The organism is Herpetosiphon giganteus (assembly GCF_016907925.1).
Lineage (GTDB): Bacteria > Chloroflexota > Chloroflexia > Chloroflexales > Herpetosiphonaceae > Herpetosiphon > Herpetosiphon giganteus.
On record NZ_JAFBCZ010000022.1, the window covers coordinates 76,020 to 95,238 of the forward strand.

Genomic DNA, 19,219 nt, shown 5'->3' on the forward strand with positions numbered 1-19,219 from the left:
AGCAGTTTTAAGCTGCTTGAGCATGCTGGCCATAGCGGATGCTCTGTTATTTACCACTCAAGTGAGGCGTGCAATGTTGAACCAACAGGACTCACAGCGTTATTCGTCAGCGCTCGACGGTGAACAGCTGGCTGAACAACCTAAGCCTAATCTCGAACCAATTGCCATTATCGGGATCGGGTGTCATTTTCCCGGTGGGGCGGTTAATCCTGCTACCTTTTGGGATCTTCTGTGTGCAGGAGTCGATGCAACCAGCGAAACCCCCCACGATCGTTGGGATATTGATACATTTTATGACCCTGAAACAAGTAAATCGGGCAAAATGAATACCTATCGCGGTGGGTATCTCGAACAAATTGATCAATTTGATCCGCATTTTTTTGGAATTTCTCCGCGTGAGGCAATGTGGCTTGATCCACAGCAGCGGCTTTTACTGCGCGTCACATGGGAAGCTTTTGAAGATGCAGGCTTATGTTCGGAGCAGATAGCTGGGAGCAAAACCGGTGTTTTTGTTGGTGGATTCACGCTTGATTATCAGTTAATGCAAAATTTTGGTGTATTTAGCCGCTACGAACTCCAAGCGCATTCTGCCACTGGCATGATGATGACCATGCTGGCAAATCGGCTCTCGTATATTTTTGATTTGCATGGCCCAAGCATGGCGATTGATACGGCATGTTCCGGTTCACTTGTTGCCGTCCATTTAGCATGCCAAAGCCTATGGAATGGAGAATCCACCATGGCTATTGCAGGTGGGGCGAATATAATGCTCGCTCCCACCATGACAATCGCCGAATCAAAAGGCGGATTTTTGGCTCCCGATGGGCGCTGTAAAGCGTTTTCCGCCGAGGCCAATGGCTATGCTCGTGGTGAAGGGGCTGCGGTTGTTGTGCTCAAACCCTTAGCCCAAGCCCAAGCCGATGGCGACCCTATTTATGCTGTAATTCGCGGCACGGCGGTTACCCAAGATGGACGAACCAACGGGATTACGGTGCCTAATGGGGAATCCCAAGCTGCTGCAATGCGTTTAGCCTATCATCGGGCTGGCGTTGATCCAAGCAAAATTGGCTATGTTGAGGCTCATGGGACGGGCACTCCTGTCGGCGATCCCATTGAAGCGCGTGCGATTGGTTCCGTTGTGGCTGCGGATCGGGCTGCGGATCAACCATGTATCATTGGTTCGGTTAAGACGAATATTGGTCATCTTGAGGCTGCGGCGGGCATTGCGGGCTTGATCAAGGCGAGTTTGGTATTGAAACACCAACTCATCCCGCCACATCTTCATTTCCAACATGCGAATCCTGCGATTCCTTTTGAAGCATTACGGCTGCGCATTCCTACTGTCTTAGAATCATGGCCAGCAAGTGATCAACCGCGATTCGCGGGGGTTAATTCGTTTGGCTTTGGCGGCACAAATGCCCACGTTCTGCTTGAAGAAGCTCCGATCAAAAATCATGTTGCCATCCCAGCGTCTACCGAAACACCGATTGCAATTTTGCCTATTTCCGCCCGTAGCGCTGATGCACTGCAAGCATTAGCTGCACGGTATTGTGATTTTCTCGAATACACAAGTGAATCATTCCAAGACATCCTCTATTCTGCGGCCAAGCGCCGAACCCAACACAATCATCGATTGGCGATTGTGACACACTCAGCCAAGGATGCAGCGAGCAAACTCACAGCGTTTTTGGCTGGTGATCCGCATCCTGAGGTGGCGGTGGGACTGGCAAATGCCCATGAGTCTCCAAAAATCGTTTTTGTTTGTGCTGGGATGGGACCACAATGGTGGGCGATGGGCCGCGAGTTAATCCAGCAAGAGCCAGTCTTTCGCGCTTGGATTGAACGGTGCGATACTGCTTTTGCCCACTATAGCGGTTGGTCATTGCTCGAAGCCATGGTTGCGCCCGAAGCCACATCGCGGATGGCTGAGACCGAAGTTGCCCAACCTGCCAATTTTGCTATTCAGGTAGCCTTAGCGGAGCTTTGGCGTTCATGGGGCATTGTTCCTGATGCGATTGTCGGCCATAGCGCGGGTGAGGTTGCTGCCCACTATCTTGCAGGCGTATTGAGCTTTGATGATGCGATGCGCGTTATCTACTACCGCAGCCAACTTCAACAACGAACAACTGGACAAGGATCAATGCTTGCCGTGGGCATGACCCCAGAAACCTTGAATCAGGCAATCCATGAAACAGGAAATCAGGTATCGATTGCTGCAATTAATAGCCCAAGTGCCGTAACCCTTGTTGGCGATACAGCAATCTTAGAGGATATGGCCCGCCAACTTGCTACCTATGAGGTTTTCCATCGCTTTCTCAAGGTTAAAGTTCCCTATCACAGTCATTATATGGACCCTTTACGCGAAGAATTGCTGGCAGCTTTAGCCCAGCTCAGCCCAAAACAAGCAGTTGTGCCATTGTACTCAACCGTAACTGGGACGCGCTTCGACGGTCGCCGCTCAGACGCTGAGTATTGGTGGCAAAATGTGCGGGCAACGGTACTTTTTTCTTCAGCACTTGATCACATGATCCAAGATGGGTACCAGATTTTTGTTGAATTAAGTCCTCACCCAGTCTTAGCAAGCCCGATGAGCGAATTATTAAGCGCACAGAAAGTTGATGGCGTGGTGTTGCCATCATTGCGCCGTGGCGAACATGAACAAACAACAATTGCTGCGTCATTAAGTCGTTTATATACGCTTGGAGCTGCCCTCGATTGGCAAAAACTCGTACCAAATAAGGGCACCTTCGTTCCGCTCCCAATGTATCCATGGCAATTAAAAGCCTACTGGACTGAATCGGTTGAATCGTTTGAGAATCGCGTGGGCAACAATGTGCATCCATTACTTGGCCGAAAGATGAGTGCTGTCTATCCTACGTGGGAGGTGGAACTCAACCCGCGGCTCTTACCCTATCTCAACGATCACCAGATTCAGGGCAACATCCTTTTTCCAGGGGCAGGGTTTATTGAAATGGCGTTGGCAGCAGCCCAAGCCAATTTTGGCGCGGCGAATTACATCCTCGAGTCAATAGAATTTCGCAAGGCCCTACTCGTATCCCCGACTGTTGACCCTCGATTACAGACAGTGCTCAACCCGCAGCGGGCTACCGTTGAGATTTACAGTTATACGGCCACAGCAGAATCACGCTGGACATTACATGCGACCGTGAAACTGCGTCAGCGTCAACAACAAACGCAACGCAACCCTATTGATCTTGCTGGGATTGAACAACGAAGTAACGGTGAAATATCGCGTGAAGTATTTTATCAACAATCGCAACAGATGGGCTTTCACTATGGGCCAACATTTCAGGCAATCCAGCATGTTATTGTTGGGACTGGTGAGTCGCTTGGCCGTTTGCAAGCACCTGAAGCAATCGAAGCTGATAGAGCAAACTATTTTTTTCACCCATCATTGCTTGATGCAGCGTTTCAGGTTTTGCTAACCGCTGCCCGCCCACAGGGATTTAACGCAACCGATCCGATTACCACTCCCTATCTCCCCGTCGGCATTGATCGCTTGCAATGGTATGCCGGTTCAGGCGGCGAGCTTTTGGTGCATGCGCGCATTCGGAGTATCGATCACCGTATGATTGTGGGCGATATTCAGATTGTTGATACCACAGGCGTACTCATCGCTGAAATAGAAGGTTTCCGTGCTCAATCATTATCGGTCGCATTAAGCTTATCTACTGAACGGCTCGATCAAAGTTTATATGAGCTTGAGTGGCATCCACACCCATGCAGCGAGAACGTAGAGCAGCCTCTTGAAGGAACATGGCTTGTTTTTACCGATCAAACTGGAGTTGGCGCGGCACTGCTCACAGAATTAACGGCGCAAGGCCTTAATTCTGTGAGCGTAACCCATTCAACAACTTCTCAGTTGACCCAAGATGGGCAGCACTACTCCCTGAATCCGCAAGATAATAGTCAATTTGTGGACTTATTTAGTACGTTGGCGGCAACAAACACGGCTTGTAGCCACATGATTTATTTATGGGGACTTGATACAACATTCGACCAAAATCCTACTTTAGCTGCAATTGAGCAGGCGCAGATCGTTGGAACCCAAGCAGTGGTTGCCCTGTTACAAGGCCTTACTCAAAGTGGCTGGAACCAACTACCACGACTTTGGATCGTTACGTGTGGAGCCCAAGCCGTTGGAGCGCTTACCCATCCACTTGCAATCGATCAAGCACCACTTTGGGGTCTGGGTCGCGTGATTGGACATCAAGAGTTTGCAAACATGTGGGGGGGGTTGATCGATCTTGATCGAACAACTGCCCAGTCACAGTCCAACGCAATTATCGCAACCATAACCCAGCGTGATTCTGAAGACCAAGTAGCCTATCGTAATGATACCCGTTATGTAGCGCGACTTATCCCAAGTACCAGACTCACGTCAGCGATGCCTCCAACATTTCGTGCCGATGGCAGCTATCTCTTAACGGGTGGCTTCGGAGCCTTAGGGTTGCTTGTTGCCCAGTGGATGGTTGAACATGGCGCTCGCCGCTTAATTTTGATGGGTCGAACAGCGTTACCACCCCGTTCGGAATGGTCAACGGTGGCAGCAAATTCACGCCAAGCAGCCATGATCCAATCAATTCGCGCTTTAGAATCCCAAGGGGCGAGCATTCATGTGGCGGCGCTCGATGTTGCTGATGAACCAGAACTTCGTCTCTTTCTGACGAATTATATGGCGGAAGGCTGGCCGCCAATTCGCGGTGTGATGCACATTGCAGGGGTTGTTGAGGATGATCTTCTACTACGAATGAAGCGTGAAACATTCCAGAAAGTTCTTCGCCCAAAAATACATGGCAGCTGGCTCTTACATGAAATGCTGCGTGATGCGCCATTAGACTTCTTTATTCTCTTCTCATCGACGGGCTCGGTCATTACTGCCCTTGGCCAAGCGAACTACGCCGCAGCAAATGCGTTTCTTGATGCGCTGGCCCATTATCGACATCAGCAAGGGTTGCCTGCCCTAAGCATTGGCTGGGGGCCATGGTCTTTTGGAATGATCGAGCACCTCAATTTGGAAGAGCACTATACCAAACGAGGGATTGACCTCATTACTCCAGAAATAGGCACGCAAATGCTTGGTCGAATGCTGAGCCAACAGCCAAACCATTTGATTGCTATTTCAGCGAATTGGGCAACAGTTCGCAATCAGACGTTGCAAGATGCCTTGCCGCCGATGTTCTCGTTGCTCGGTCAGGCAAATACCGATACCAGCGGCCATCAATCCCAAGCAGATGAAAGCTTTTTGCTGACAGAAATCAGTAATTTGCCAGCAGAGGAACAATCCCTCGTTGTTGTTGAGTATTTGCAAGAGTTAATCGGCCATGCGTTACGGCTTGAACCAGCGCAACTAGGTGAGCACGAATCGCTGCTTAATCTTGGGATGGATTCAATGATGGCGATTGAAGTCAAGCGACGGGTGGAAAGTACCCTCAAAGTTAACCTCTCTGTCCTTGAGTTATTGCAAGGGAGCACGATTAAACAACTTGCAAGCCGTTTATTAAGCCAGCTTCAACCTGTACCAATAGCTGAAACTCAAGGCGATGCAGAACAATTATCGCTAACAGAAATTGAGCGTTTGATTGAACAAACTGATAGTAGCGAACTCGAACGGCTTCTGATGCAGTTCGAACAGTCTGTTGGAAGTAATAACGCTGTCTAGGAGGTAGTGTGGTCTTCTCATTCAAGCAACTGCGCAAATCATTAATGGGCGTTCCTGAGAAAAAAGCCCTTGCATTTAGTCAAGGAGATACGCCTGCTTGGCAACAACTCGAACGGTCGGTGTTATCAGCGATTGCTGGGTATCACATGACTTTAGAAGATAGCAGCCTAGAGACATTAACCCAACGCCTTAATACTATCGAGCCAGAATTGCGTGGGTTTGCAACAGAAGGCGCTGCCATGGGTTTAACGGGTTTAGATTGTTTCTTGCCCTGGAAACAACGCGTTAAGGAGTTCTTGAACGGGCATGGTGGTGACCATATTTACATGGTGCATATTGGCGTTGGCGAAGCCTTGGCCCGTTTACGTCGTCATCCAGAGCCATTTCTTACCAAGTTTGATCCGGTATTACGCTGGCTAATTCTCGATGGTTATGGCTTTCATGAAGGCTTTTTTCGACGACGACGCTATATCGATAAGCAAACTCTTCCAAGCCATCTTTCGGCCTATGCGCAGCGAATTTTTGACCAAGGCCTTGGCCGAAGCATTTGGTTTCTCAAAGGTGCGCACGTTGGGAATGTTGTCACTGCAATTGGCCAATTTGACCAAGCCCGCCATGCTGATTTGTGGAGTGGAATTGGCGTTGCCTGTGCCTATGCTGGCGGTGCAGAACGAACTGCAATCGAGCACCTGCGTGAGCAGGCTGGCATGTATAGCCCTCAACTCGCCTTGGGGGCAGCGGTTGTTGCCAAAGGACGACAACTCGCCAAGAATCCGGCCCTTCACTCAGATATTGCGTGTGAAGTTCTGTGCGAACTATCGAGCGCTGAAGCGGCCCATGTGACTGAAACAGCCTTCCAAGATTTGCCAATCAATGATTCGGAGCCAGCATTTTCGATTCTTCAACAACGGATCATCTCACAGTTTGAATTTGCCGGCCAATTATTAACACCCTAGGAGGAACTCGATGGCCTCGATTGGTAAGCTCCTCAAACCATTCTTTCAGGTTTCGCAAGCTGATACCAATTTAGTTAAAGATGGAGGCGATCAGGCTGCTGCCGTTCGATTAGAAACGGTGATTGCCATGGTCACTAAAGGCTGTCAACTAACGTTGCAATATAGCCAACCTGAGGCTATCCGACGATTAAATGCGGTTGAACCAGAACTTCGTGGTTTTGCCTATGAGGGAGCTGGGGTTGGCTTAGGTGCAATTGATTGCATCTTTCCTTGGCAAAATCGCACCGCTCGCTTTCTTGCAGGGCAGGGTGGCGCTTACGTTTATGCGGTGCATATTGGGGTTGGCTTGGCTTTGGCACGGTTGCGCCGTAAACCTGAACGCTATCTCAATCGATTAGACCCCATCTTGGGATGGATGGCAATTGATGGGTATGGTTTTCACGAAGGATTTTTCCGGCATAAACGCTATGTTGGCAATCAAATAGTTCCCAAGCACCTTTCGGCCTATGCCCAACAGATTTTCGATCAAGGCCTTGGCCGCGCAATTTGGTTTCTAAGCGGCGGCGATATCCGTAATGTTGGCGCAACGATTGGCCAATTTTCGCCTGCTCGCCAACCAGATCTCTGGAATGGTATTGGTTTGGCATGTGGCTATACAGGCGGGGTAAGCGCTCATGCCATTGAGGTATTGCAATCCATGGCTGGGGAACATCGAGTGCGGTTGGCGGTGGGTGCAGCAATCGCAGCCAATGCGCGGCATCGGGCTGCAAGCCCAGCCCCCTATGCGGAAATCGCGTGCGAACAGCTTTGTACGATTGCGAGCATTGAAGCATCGAAAATCGTCGATCAAGCTTTTCTTGATTTACCCCAGACCTCGCCAGAGCCGCTCTATGCTCGCTGGCAACAACGGCTGTTGCGGCATTTTGCACCTTTGGTTATAGCTTAACAGTCGTTGGCGTACCAATAACACTCTTGTATTAGGGAGGTAGAAATAATGTCCCACTCCGAGCTGGCAATTCACTTCTTCTTACAACTAGCAATTATTCTTGGCGTTTGTCGCATTGTTGGGCTGATTGCGAAGTATTTTGGTCAACCTCAGGTGGTTGGTGAGATGATCGCCGGGGTATTAATGGGGCCATCGCTTTTTGGTTTGATTCTTCCCGATCTCCAAAAATTTATTTTCCCATCGGGGCCAGCTATGAGCATTCTTTATGCTTGCAGCCAAGTTGGGCTTGTCTTGTATATGTTTTTGATAGGGGTTGAGTTTGATCTTGGGCTAATTCGTCAGCGGATGGGCAGTGCCCTATCAGTTTCGTTGGCAGGAATTATCACTCCATTGATTTTGGGAAGTCTTTTATCGCTGTTATTGCTGCAACAACCAGAGTTTTTCAACCCGACCATCAAACCATGGCAGGCAATGCTCTTTGTTGGGGCGGCAATTTCGATTACTGCATTTCCAATGCTGGCGCGGATCATCTTTGAACGCGGATTAACGGGTACATCACTCGGAACCCTGGTGTTAGCAGCAGGATCAACCGATGATGCTATTTCTTGGTGTTTGTTTGCGATTGTCTTGGCTGTGTTCAAGAATGACCCTTCGATTGCTCTCCTGGCAGTTGGTGGTGGCTTGATCTATGTTGCGGCGATCTTTTTTATGGTCAAACCAGCGCTGCGGCGACTAGGTACGCATGTTGAAAAATCCAACGAACTCTCAAGCGGGGTATTTTCGTTCATTCTGCTGCTTGTGATGATTTGCGCTTGGATCACCGATATTATTGGGATTTACGCAATCTTTGGCGGCTTTATCCTTGGAACGGCGATGCCGCGTGGCGTATTCGCCGACCGTTTGCGCCACATGCTCGAACCTGTAGTAACCAACTTTATGTTACCACTGTTCTTTATCTTCTCAGGGCTCAACACCAGTATAACCATGGTCGATAGTTGGTGGTTATGGGGACTAACATTGCTGGTTTTGGCTACGGCGATTGCAGGCAAAGGCATCGCCTGTTGGGCAGTTGCTCGGTTGGTTGGTGAACCGCAGCGCGAAGCGTTAGCGATCGGTACATTAATGAATGCACGTGGCCTTATGGAATTGATTCTACTGAATATAGGCCTCGAACACGGCATCATCAAACCAACCTTTTTTACGGTAATGGTTTTAATGGCAATTCTGACCACTTTGATGGCAACACCGATCTTCCAGTTTGTCTATGGTCGACATCAGGCAAAGAAACCCACGAGCGAATCGATGAATGCGCTTGGCAGAATCGCCCCCAGCACAGGAACCAAAGTCTAGGTATACGGTAAGTTTTCCTAAGAAAAGGAGTGGTCGATGCGTTGGTCAATCGTGATGAAGCCCTTTTTTAATGTTTCGGCGGACGCTTTCCAGAAAATGGCTGGAGAGCGCTATGGCTACCAGGCGGATATGGACCAAACGTGGCGCTCCTTTCAGCCAGTGGCCCAAACTTTAGTTGATGCCTTCTATTTTACGCTTGATGATAGTCGCTTTGGCCCACTTGTGGCCCGTTTGGAGGCAGTTGATAGCGATTTACGTGGAATTGCCTATGAAGGGGCAGGCATGGGGCTGATGCTGCTTGATAGTTTGTTTCCATGGAAGCACCGCCTCCAACGGTTTATTGCCGGACCTGGCGCTGCCTATAGCAGTCTTGTAGCGATTGGGGCAGGATTGGTATTGCCACGTGTTCCAAAGCATCCATTGAAATTTATTAACCAGTTTGATCCATTGCTGCGCTGGTTTGTCATTGATGGTTATGGCTTTTATGAAGGATTTTTCAATGCGCAACGCACGATCGAACGGCAATACATTTCAGACCGTTTGAGTGGCTATGCTGCGCGCGCCTTTGATCAAGGACTTGGCCGAAGCCTCTGGTTTGCTACTGGTGCGAATGTTGAGCGAATCAGTGCTGCAATTGCGACATTTCCTGCGATCCGTCAGCCTGATCTTTGGTCGGGGATTGGCTTAGCCTGTGCCTATGCTGCTGGCGTTGTGGATAGGGCTGCTATTGAAAGCCTCCAAGAAATTGCTGGTGATAATAGTGCGCATATGGCTGTTGGAGTTGCGATTGCTGCAACCTTCCGCCAGCATGCGGGGGCTTCGGCCTCGCATACAGAACTTGCCTGTAGGGTCATTTGGAATCGGCCTTTAGCCGATGTCAACCAATTAGCAATGGCTGCGCAAGCAGAACTTCCTGCAGATACCATTCACCTTCCTGCTTACGAAGTCTGGCGACAACGGATCATGACCGCATTTAGAACGACACCGGTGACGGTTATGGCCGATCACTATAGAGAGGTTATGGCATGAGTATGTTTGGAAAACTTCGCAGAACATTATTTGGAATTCCTTCGGCAAAGGCGGTATTTAGCCGCCCTGGATTTGCCAAAGAAGCATGGCTGCGCTTTCAACCGGTGGCACATTCTTTAGTCGAAGGCTATCACGCCAGCTTAGAGGATAGTCGCATCGAGGTCTTGGGGAATCGCCTTGATCGGGTTGACAAGGAATTGCGTGGTTTTGCCTATGAAGGAGCTGGCATGGGCTTGGCTGCGTTGGATCTAATTGCGCCATGGAAAAAACGATTAAAAGCGTTTGTTGATGGCCCAGGTGCTCCCTATATTTATCCCATTTATGTGGGGGTTGGCTTGGCGCTGGCCCGGATGCATCGCCAGCCCGAACGCTATCTGCAACAATTAGATCCTGTGTTGTGTTGGGTCATCGTTGATGGCTATGGTTTCCATGAGGGCTTTTTCCGCCAACACCAGACTGTTAATCACCATGGTGTGCCAAAACGACTTTCAGCCTATGCGCGGCGGATTTTTGACCAAGGAGTTGGGCGCAGCATCTGGTTTGCCAATGGCGCTCAAGTTGAGCGGGTTCATTCGGTCATCAGTGCGTTTGCTGAAGACCGACGGGCCGATTTATGGAGTGGAGTTGGCTTGGCATCGGCCTACGCTGGTGGCGCAAGCAAAGATGAGCTTGTGGCATTAACTGAGAAAGCGAAATTGTATTTGCCACAGCTTGCGCGTGGGGCCGCAATTGCAGCAAAGGGCCGAATCCAAGCCGATAATCTCGCTGCACATACCGAAATGGCGTGCCAACTTTATTGCGGGATTTCAAGCGTCGAGGCTGCACATATGACAGATCTGGCACGTGAAGGTTTAACCATGGCGGGTGTCGAATCGGCATACGAGCTATGGCGGCAAGGCACTCAAGCGCGTTTAGCCATTGAAGTTCGCTAGAAAGGCTGTGTGATGGTTGATACGCTTGGAACTCACTTTAATCCATTGGCCGAAGATCCGTATCCTTTTTATGCCCAAGCTCGGCTTGAGCAACCAATTACCTTTTGTCCTGAGCTTGATGTTTGGTTGATTACACGCTATGCGGATATCCAGCAAGTCTTACTCCAACCGGAGGTATTTTCTTCGCGCAATACCTTAAGCTCTTCAGTAACCTTTTATCCCCAAACGCTTGAGGCATTGATTCAAGGCTTTTTGCCTGTGCCCATTGTACTGAACTCCGATGGTGAAGACCATCGACGGTTCCGGGTTCCTTTAATGCGCGCGTTTGCGCCTGCCCGTATTCGGGCACTGGAACCCTATATTCGCGCAATTGCCAATCGTTTAATTGATGGATTTATTGCCGATACCCATGCCGATATCATTCGCCAATTTGCCTATCCTTTTTCGCTTGAGGTTGTGCTTCAGCTTTTAGGCATTCCCAGCCACGACATTGAAAAAACACGAGTGTGGAGCCATGATTGGTTGACGTTAATGTCGATGCAGCTATCAGTGAACGAACAAGTTGCGTGTGCCCATAGTACTGTTGCGTTTCAACATTATATTGCCGAATTAATGAATCAACGTCGTGTTTCTCCACAAGATGATTTAATTAGTACCTTGTTACATGATAGTGATGAGGCCTCGTTTAGCGAAAATGAACTTGTCATCATGATTCAGGGCTTGATTTTAGCGGGGCATGAAAGTACCACGAATATGATCGGCACTGGCTTATTGTTACTGCTTGAACAGCCAGAGCGCTGGCAAAACCTGTGCTTGTATCCAGCCCAGATTCCAGCAACGGTTGAAGAAATCCTCCGTTTTGATGCCCCCATTCAGATGTTTGCCCGAGTAACAACCCGCACGGCAACTATCGGTGATATAACCTTGCCCGATGACGCTTCATTGCTCCTGATTTATGGGTCGGGAAATCGTGATGCGGCAGCATTTCCCAATCCTGATACCTTCGAACCGAAGCGGTCAAGCAATCATCATCTCGCCTTTGGGCACGGCCCGCACTATTGTGTTGGGGCAGCGCTTGCACGTCTAGAAGGCCATATTGCCTTTGATGTCCTGTGTCAGCGACTACCACAGTTACGGCTTGTGCCAGATCAAACGCTGAGCCATATTCCAACCTTGTTATTTCGAGGCTATCAACAGCTTGATGTCGCATGGACATAATCGATCAAGGTTGTTAACAATGTGTTTAGGAGAATTGTTATGTATGACGTAATTGTTGTTGGAGCCCGCTGTGCTGGTTCGCCAACGGCTATGCTCCTTGCCCGAAAAGGGCATCGCGTTTTAGTTGTCGATAAAGCCAGCTTCCCGAGTGAGACCGTTTCAACCCATATGATCTCGGTTGCAGGAAGTGCCCAATTAAAACGTTGGGGACTTTTAGAACAGATTGAGGCCTCAGGATGTCCCCCTGTTACGAATATTCAGCTTGATCTTAATTTTGAAGACTATGGAGCATTTACCCTGAACGGATTTCCTCCGCCGGTCGATGATGGATTTGCGGCGATCTATGCCCCAAAGCGAACAGTGCTTGATAAAATTTTAATTGATGCTGCTGCTGCCGCTGGAGCTGAAGTTCGCGAGCGATTTACCGTTCATGAAATTTTACGCGATGGTGATCGGGTGATTGGGATTCGTGGTCGCAACCAATATGGCGAAATGGTTGCCGACTATGCCCAATTAGTTGTAGGTGCTGATGGAATGCGCTCGCTTGTTGCGAAAACGGTTGAGGCCCCAGTGTATAATACTGCCCCTTCGGGTACATGTGGCTACTATACCTATTGGAATAATGTACCGATTACAGATCTAGAGTTCTATACCCGCCCAAACCGTACTATCGTTGCTTTTCCAACCAATGATCAACAAGCGGCAATCTTTGTGGAATGGACCCATGGGGAGTTTCATACCTTCCGCGCGAATCTCGAACAGAACTTTGTCCAAACCCTGGATGAGATCGCGCCAGATCTGGCAGCCCGCGTGCGAGGTGGAACTCGAGCACATCGCTATATGGGAAGTGGCGATTTACCAAATTTCTTCCGTAAACCCTATGGTCAAGGTTGGGCGTTGGTTGGTGACGCAGGATTTCACAAAGATCCTATTACCGCCCAAGGTATCACTGATGCATTTCGTGATGCAGAATTTTTAGCAGCAGCGATTGACCAAGGATTAGCCGGAATCCAATCAATGGAAGCTGCATTGGCTGGCTATGAGCAACGTCGAAATGAAACGATTATGCCGTTATACGAATTTATTTGTGATCGCGCAACCTTAGCTCCATTTCCATCAGAGTTTCAACAAGTGCTGGCTGCCTTACGCGGCCATCAAGCTGATATTGATCAGTTCTTTGGGGTTATTCAGAATACCATTCCCTTTCGTGAATTCTTCTCGCCCCACAACCTGATGCGAATTCTCAACCAAGGAACTTTAGAAGTAACAGTCCATTAGATAGTGTCGATTTGGGGTGTTCTCATGGGTATGTCCGTTGATTACCAAGTATTGCCTCTTTTAGCGCTTGCTTTTGTTGCGAAAGGATGTCACTGCCATGTTCAATGAACAAGTGGAGTCGTTAAGGTCGTTGCATATTACGCACTTTACAGTAGAACATGTTGTTGTGCCATCGCGATATTCATTTGAAGAAATTATTACAGCGCTTGAGGCACGAGTTGGCGTGTATGGTAATTGGGAAATTATTCCCCATCAATTAGCAGCAAGTAAAGCATCATGGGAGGATGTAAGCGAAAAAATCACACCATTGATTGGCGAAAGCGGCTTTACCACCTTTGTCAAAATGGAACAAGGATTACTGCTTTCCCTTACAGGAAAGCCCAAACGGATTGTTCAGTATGTTTTAGGGAACCCCATGATTGGGGTCATGATGATTGAGGAAGTGCCGGAAGCCGGGCTTTACATTCCCCCGAAATTGCTCGTTTATGAAGATTATGATCGGCGTGCCTTTGTTTCGTATGATCGAACTGCTTCGTTGTTGAGTCAGTATCAGAATGAACAACTAACGCAGATTGCCAAATTAGTCGATCATAAGCTTGATGAATTGGCCAAAGCTGTTACTGGCAACGACATTATTGCTACGAATGATTCAGGAATTAACTAGGGCAAGCGTTTAGCAACACGGAGGAACCCCGATGGGGATCACTGCACATGATCAGATCGAAGGAAACTCATGGCTCACGACCAAGGAGTTTACCATCTTAACATCGATTTGTAATACCCTGCTGCCATCGCTTGAACCGCCTGCTGGGAGTTCTGAAATACTCGCGGCTTACTATCGCCGATCTGCCAGTGATCTTCGTGTTGCTGAAGGTATTGTTGCTAAGCTCGGAGAACAGAGCCTAACCATTCAGCACGATATTCGACGGTTTCTCAGTTTATTTAGCGTACCAGTGATAAGTCGCTGGTTAATCAATAAACACCGTGCGTTTGTGGAGCTTGAGCACGCTGATCGAGAACGGTATTTGGACGCGTTAGCCAATAGTCGATTAAAACTCTTGCGCCAAGGTTTTCAGGGCTTAAAGCGTTTAGCAGGCCTCATCTATTTTACAACCCTTGACCAGCAGGGCCATAATCCAAATTGGCCGATCTTGGATTATATCCCTGCTGATTCAAGGCCAACTGCAAAGAAAGCACCGATTATTCCAGCAACACTACAAACACAGGTTGATTTAGAAACCGACGTTATTGTCATTGGGTCTGGGGCTGGCGGGAGCGTTGTGGCGAGTGAGCTTGCCCAAGCTGGCAAACGGGTACTCATCCTCGAACAAGGCGGCTATAACCATGAAGGAAACTTTCGCTTAAATGAAGGACAAGCGTTCTCCGAGCTTTTTTTGAACCAAGGAGCATTGGCCACCAAAGACCTAGGTGTCATTATGATGGCAGGAAGCACCCTTGGGGGTGGCACGGTCGTTAATTGGATGAGTTCATTTCGAATGCGGCCAGAAATTTTAGCGGAGTGGGATACAAGTTCTGGTCTCGCTGGTTATTTTACGGGGCCAGAACTTGAGGCAAGCTATGCCTTTTGCGAACAACGCATGCGCGTTAATAGCTTAAATAGTCAGCATAATCGCCAAAACCAGATTCTCTTTGATGGTGCGCTCGCTCTGGGCTACCATGTGGGGACAATACCACGGAATGCCATTGATTGTGAGCAACGATGCGGTCCATGCACCTTTGGTTGCAGTTATGGAAGTAATCAATCGGCAATGAAAACCTTTATTCAAGATGCCTATGATCATGGTGCCCAGGTTATGGTGCGTACCCGAGCAGAACGAATCTTGACAGAGTATGGCAAAGTCGTAGGCGTTCAGGCAACAGTTCTTAATCCACAAACGCAGCAACATGAATCGATCCGCATTCGAGCGACCACAGTTGTGGTTTGTGCTGGAGCCATACAATCACCAGCGTTGTTGCTTCGCTCAGGGTTGACGAATAGTCACATTGGCCAACATCTCTACCTTCACCCTAGTGCAATTAGCGTAGGTCAGTATCGTGAGTCGGTATATGCTTGGAAAGGGGTCTTACAATCGGCGTATTCTGACCAATTTATTCACCTTGATGGGAATTATGGCTATAAGTTAGAAGTGGCTCCCGCCCATCCTGGTATCTTTGGACTTGCCACCCCTTGGCATACAGCGCAACGCTATCGTGACGAGATGATTAATATTGCGAATCTTGCTTCGATTATGATTCTTACCCGTGATAAGGGTGCAGGGCGCATTCAACTTGATCGCTTTGGTTCACCTATCATCGATTATACGGTCTCAGCATATGATCGAACTCATATCTGGCATGGGCTGTGTGCAGGAGCACGAATCCATGCTGCGGCTGGTGCTGAACGTGTGATTTCGCTCCAAAGTAAACCAACTGATTTGTACCCAGCCAATGATCCGATCCTCCAAGGGCACTTGCTTCGTGAATTTGATGATTTGATGTGGCAAAATGGATTGAAGTCAAACCAAATTGTGCTTTTTTCGGCCCATCAAATGGGAACATGTCGGTTAGGCACCCATGCAGATCAGTCAGTCGTTGATGAAAATCATCAGTCCCACAATCTGAAAGGCTTATTTATTTGTGATAGTAGTGTCTTTCCATCGGCATGCGGCGTAAACCCAATGTTAACAATCATGGCACTAGCGCATCGAGCTGCGCAACGAATCAAGCAAATCATCTAAACCGCGCATTGCGTTGAGCGATTTGATCATGGGGTAGCGGTTCTTTAGTCTACTCGTTGACACCATAGGCTTTATACAATCCGCCGACCTGTTTACGATCGGTGTTAGAAAGCAAGTCAAAAAAATAGGCCATCCCATGAGGGATGGCCTGTTCGTAATGCCTAGGCTACCAATTCGCTGGGAAACCCCATGCGCAGCAATTGCATAAAGGACGTTTGTACTATTTTGATAATATGAACTACCCCGCAGTACCACGTATGAGATTGCGACTCGCCGAATCAGTACAAATCCCCTATAATAGGTCGGAGATCATCGTAGCCAGCACTGGAATCGTATCCATGCCAACACGTCTGCTTTCCTTACCCGATATTACGGGCATTGGTGCCTGTGCCATCAACCCCTTCCAAGCCCAGTCAATCGCCGCAACCACGGCCATCTGCGAAGCCTATGGGATCGCCCTCCCTGCCATGCAGCACTACATCACCATGTCATCCTATCTCTTTCCCACGGCCAGTCTCGAACGCCTGAAGGCCATTGATCTGCTGAACGCGATTCTCTTTTATATTGATGATATGTATGATCGCAATCAGCACCGCGTGCCCATCCATCTGCCCTCTCCGGCCACCTATGCCCATTGTGTGGGGTTGTTTGTCGATGGGATGCTGCCCACTGATGGCCATCACCTCTATCCAATCTGGTATGAGGCTTATCGTCAGTTTCGCGACCTCAGCACCCGTGACTACCGCCAGCGGCTTGCCGAGTCTTTGATGACGCACTTGCAGGCGACCCAGATTCCCAACCGAACCTTTCTGCAGGCGACCGCAACCACGGACATGTATATTGCAACGCGGCTTCATGATTCAGGCATGTATCCGACCATGATCCTGATTGAATTTGCCTTGGGTCAGCCCATCGCGCGTGACATCTATACCCATCCCGCAATGCAGCGTGCGACGGAACTCACGGCCCTCATTGGCGCGCTGCTCAATGACCTGTTTTCCTATGAAAAAGAAGTGCTGCACCTCGACTCACGTTTTAATCTCGTGCGTATTTTGATGGATGCTGAGCAGCTCTCGTTTGCGCAGGCCGTCCATCAGAGCATAACGATGATTAATCAGTGGATTGCCAAGTTTGAGACGATTGCCCAGCCATCCGTCTGGTTTCCGGGTGTGCAACACGCCCAGGCCAATCGGTATGTCGATGGCCTTCGCCAGCAGATTGCAGCCGCATGGCATTGGCAATTAGCAACCAATCGATATAGATCACCGAACTCGCCGTTTCCGATCCTGCGCAATCTGCTACCGGATGACGAAAGATAATGACCCATTTCATGCTATACAACATAGCATAGCTCACATGCGATGGGGCCAATGGTGACAATCACGGGTCACGTCCCCATATGGCAAAAAACGGCAATAGGCGCATAACCAAGCGCAATCAAGAAGGTTTTCCTGAATAACTGAGGCAACTAGTACTGTACGCCTGATGTGAGTTAGGCATCGTTGATCACGGTGAAAGTAAGGACATCGATCCCAAATCGTGCCCACAACACGGCCTTCATGACGAGATGCGTCACCTTGCTCGCAATCCGGGTCACCAGCCCATCAACGGTTTTCGCCAACAAATGCTCCACATTCCGTCCCGTGTTTTGCAGTTCATGAAACGTCCCTTCGATGCGTTCGCAAATCGACCCGAGCAGGCGATCAAACCCAACCGGATTGGCTGGTTGATTGTGGCGTTTGGCCGTCCAGATGCGATTCGCGGTTGTAGCGCGAACATCCTGTTGCCATTGTTCACCGAGAAACCCTTTATCCGCCCACACATCGGCATTGGTTAACTGATCCACGATTTCGTCTGCGGCGACGCGCTCATCGGTATGCGCTGGCACGAGGTCATAGGCCACCGGAATCCCGTCGAGGGTGATCAGCATGACGAGTTTGTAGCCAAAATAATGGAGTTTGCGGCTTGCACAATACCCATAGCTGGCACTTCCAGCGAAATCACTGCGGCATTTCGACCGTCGGTAGCCGACGACGGGAATGGGTTTGGTATTGAGAATAACCTGTGGGCGTGCGACCGTTGCCCATGACGCGAGCCACGACCGCCGGAGTGGCTCGCGCAAGCCACACAGCCGCCGCGCATGGCGATTAAATTGGCTTTGATGGGGTAAGTCGGGAATACATTACCATGGGTCGCTCGCAGAAAGCCTAAGAAGCTCCGTTCGCTGGGAAAGGGAACCACATCCATCGCTAACAGAATGGTTAGCACCTCGCTCGGAGTCAGTGCCGGAGCAGGGCCGGGTGCTGGTGATGTGGTGGAATGCGACGATGTTTGATACCAATCGTCAACCAACACATACAGGATCGTCATCACGTCAGAAAATGCTATACTGGGCATCGACGGAACTCCTTCTGGTGGTGGGTAAGCACTGCCATCGTGGGACTTCCGTCGTTCTTTGTCAAGTAATTCGTTCGTGATAACTCACATCAGACGTATTATGCAAACTTCTGAATCACTCATAACAATCTTACCAATCATCCATAGAGAATGGCTTCTGGGTAAAACCCATCACTCTACATGGCTGAGCTTATCACTTATTACGCTTTTATTACAAAACAATCTATGGTTGGTAGAGCAGATTCTGGAAGACGAGGCATGGGTCAATGAGCAACTCAAACGATTGGAATAAAAGGGCATAGGGTACTGATATTGTCGTTTGTATCAGAACCCATCATCCCCAGTGAGGCTGCTCTGGCAGAAGAAAACCGTATCATTCCTGTGAAAAATCGAGAGGATAACGGAGCTGAATCGACCAAAGTCATGCTAAAATAGCGCTACGACCAGCGTGCTACCAACGGAGGATTCCCATGACCCAAAGTTCAAAAAAATCACCGCAGCGCCTGCGGGTCTTGGATCAGAAGGCAGCTCGCCGTGCGGCATCACTCACACCCCGACCCTTAAAGCCAGCACCAAGCACAGGACAGTCGCTGTCCACCTTTCGCGGTCGCTGGGCCGGAGATGATCAGCATGAGCGACTGGCAGAAGTGTACCAACTGCGTGGGCTGGCGGGCCTTGATTAATGTTTCTGC

11 protein-coding genes and 1 pseudogene are annotated in these 19,219 nt (G+C 49.3%); 11 read left to right on the top strand and 1 reads right to left on the bottom strand.

Going from position 1 to position 19,219, the window contains the following annotated elements; all coding sequences use genetic code 11:
* Positions 1–73 precede the first annotated feature (73 nt).
* The 11 genes from JOD20_RS18580 to JOD20_RS18630 all read left to right on the top strand — a co-directional run bounded on the left by JOD20_RS18580 (position 74) and on the right by JOD20_RS18630 (position 17,449).
* Positions 74–5,683: a type I polyketide synthase gene (locus JOD20_RS18580; RefSeq protein WP_204756709.1), complete on the top strand. Its 5,610-nt coding sequence runs from the start codon at positions 74–76 to the stop codon at positions 5,681–5,683.
* An 8-nt stretch (positions 5,684–5,691) separates the two neighbouring features.
* Positions 5,692–6,639, top strand: a complete 948-nt coding sequence (locus tag JOD20_RS18585) for a DUF1702 family protein (RefSeq protein ID WP_204756710.1) — start codon at positions 5,692–5,694, stop codon at positions 6,637–6,639.
* Between the two features lie 10 nt (positions 6,640–6,649).
* Positions 6,650–7,585: a DUF1702 family protein gene (locus JOD20_RS18590; protein WP_204756711.1), complete on the top strand. Its 936-nt coding sequence runs from the start codon at positions 6,650–6,652 to the stop codon at positions 7,583–7,585.
* 48 nt (positions 7,586–7,633) lie between these two features.
* Positions 7,634–8,935 carry a cation:proton antiporter gene (locus JOD20_RS18595; RefSeq protein ID WP_204756712.1) on the top strand — a complete coding sequence of 434 codons (1,302 nt, stop codon included), beginning with the start codon at positions 7,634–7,636 and terminating at the stop codon, positions 8,933–8,935.
* A 36-nt stretch (positions 8,936–8,971) separates the two neighbouring features.
* Complete coding sequence (locus tag JOD20_RS18600) at positions 8,972–9,964, top strand: DUF1702 family protein (protein WP_204756713.1); 993 nt, start codon at positions 8,972–8,974, stop codon at positions 9,962–9,964.
* Positions 9,961–10,896, top strand: a complete 936-nt coding sequence (locus tag JOD20_RS18605; protein ID WP_204756714.1) for a DUF1702 family protein — start codon at positions 9,961–9,963, stop codon at positions 10,894–10,896. The genes JOD20_RS18600 and JOD20_RS18605 overlap by 4 nt, the downstream gene beginning before the upstream one ends.
* Positions 10,897–10,908: 12 nt before the next feature.
* Positions 10,909–12,114, top strand: coding sequence for a cytochrome P450 (locus JOD20_RS18610; RefSeq protein ID WP_204756715.1), 1,206 nt, complete (start codon positions 10,909–10,911; stop codon positions 12,112–12,114).
* A 39-nt stretch (positions 12,115–12,153) separates the two neighbouring features.
* Positions 12,154–13,392, top strand: coding sequence for an NAD(P)/FAD-dependent oxidoreductase (locus JOD20_RS18615; RefSeq protein WP_204756716.1), 1,239 nt, complete (start codon positions 12,154–12,156; stop codon positions 13,390–13,392).
* Between the two features lie 97 nt (positions 13,393–13,489).
* On the top strand, positions 13,490–14,056 hold the full coding sequence (locus JOD20_RS18620; protein ID WP_204756717.1) for a DUF302 domain-containing protein: 567 nt from the start codon (positions 13,490–13,492) through the stop codon (positions 14,054–14,056).
* A gap of 31 nt (positions 14,057–14,087) precedes the next feature.
* Positions 14,088–16,130, top strand: a complete 2,043-nt coding sequence (locus JOD20_RS18625) for an FAD-dependent oxidoreductase (RefSeq protein ID WP_204756718.1) — start codon at positions 14,088–14,090, stop codon at positions 16,128–16,130.
* Positions 16,131–16,468: 338 nt separating this feature from the next.
* The gene (locus JOD20_RS18630; protein ID WP_204756719.1) at positions 16,469–17,449 is read left to right on the top strand and encodes a terpene synthase family protein; all 981 of its coding nucleotides are present in this window, start codon (positions 16,469–16,471) and stop codon (positions 17,447–17,449) included.
* A 173-nt stretch (positions 17,450–17,622) separates the two neighbouring features.
* Here the strand turns inward: JOD20_RS18630 and JOD20_RS18635 are convergent.
* Positions 17,623–18,527 (bottom strand): annotated as a pseudogene (locus JOD20_RS18635) (IS982 family transposase).
* Positions 18,528–19,219: the final 692 nt, after the last annotated feature.

Coding starts and splice junctions, on each gene's coding strand:
- JOD20_RS18595 (WP_204756712.1), top strand. CDS start 7,634: ATGTCCCACTCCGAGCTGGCAATTCACTTCTTCTTACAACTAGCAATT.
- JOD20_RS18605 (WP_204756714.1), top strand. CDS start 9,961: ATGAGTATGTTTGGAAAACTTCGCAGAACATTATTTGGAATTCCTTCG.
- JOD20_RS18625 (WP_204756718.1), top strand. CDS start 14,088: ATGGGGATCACTGCACATGATCAGATCGAAGGAAACTCATGGCTCACG.
- JOD20_RS18580 (WP_204756709.1), top strand. CDS start 74: ATGTTGAACCAACAGGACTCACAGCGTTATTCGTCAGCGCTCGACGGT.
- JOD20_RS18620 (WP_204756717.1), top strand. CDS start 13,490: ATGTTCAATGAACAAGTGGAGTCGTTAAGGTCGTTGCATATTACGCAC.
- JOD20_RS18590 (WP_204756711.1), top strand. CDS start 6,650: ATGGCCTCGATTGGTAAGCTCCTCAAACCATTCTTTCAGGTTTCGCAA.
- JOD20_RS18630 (WP_204756719.1), top strand. CDS start 16,469: ATGCCAACACGTCTGCTTTCCTTACCCGATATTACGGGCATTGGTGCC.
- JOD20_RS18600 (WP_204756713.1), top strand. CDS start 8,972: ATGCGTTGGTCAATCGTGATGAAGCCCTTTTTTAATGTTTCGGCGGAC.
- JOD20_RS18615 (WP_204756716.1), top strand. CDS start 12,154: ATGTATGACGTAATTGTTGTTGGAGCCCGCTGTGCTGGTTCGCCAACG.
- JOD20_RS18610 (WP_204756715.1), top strand. CDS start 10,909: ATGGTTGATACGCTTGGAACTCACTTTAATCCATTGGCCGAAGATCCG.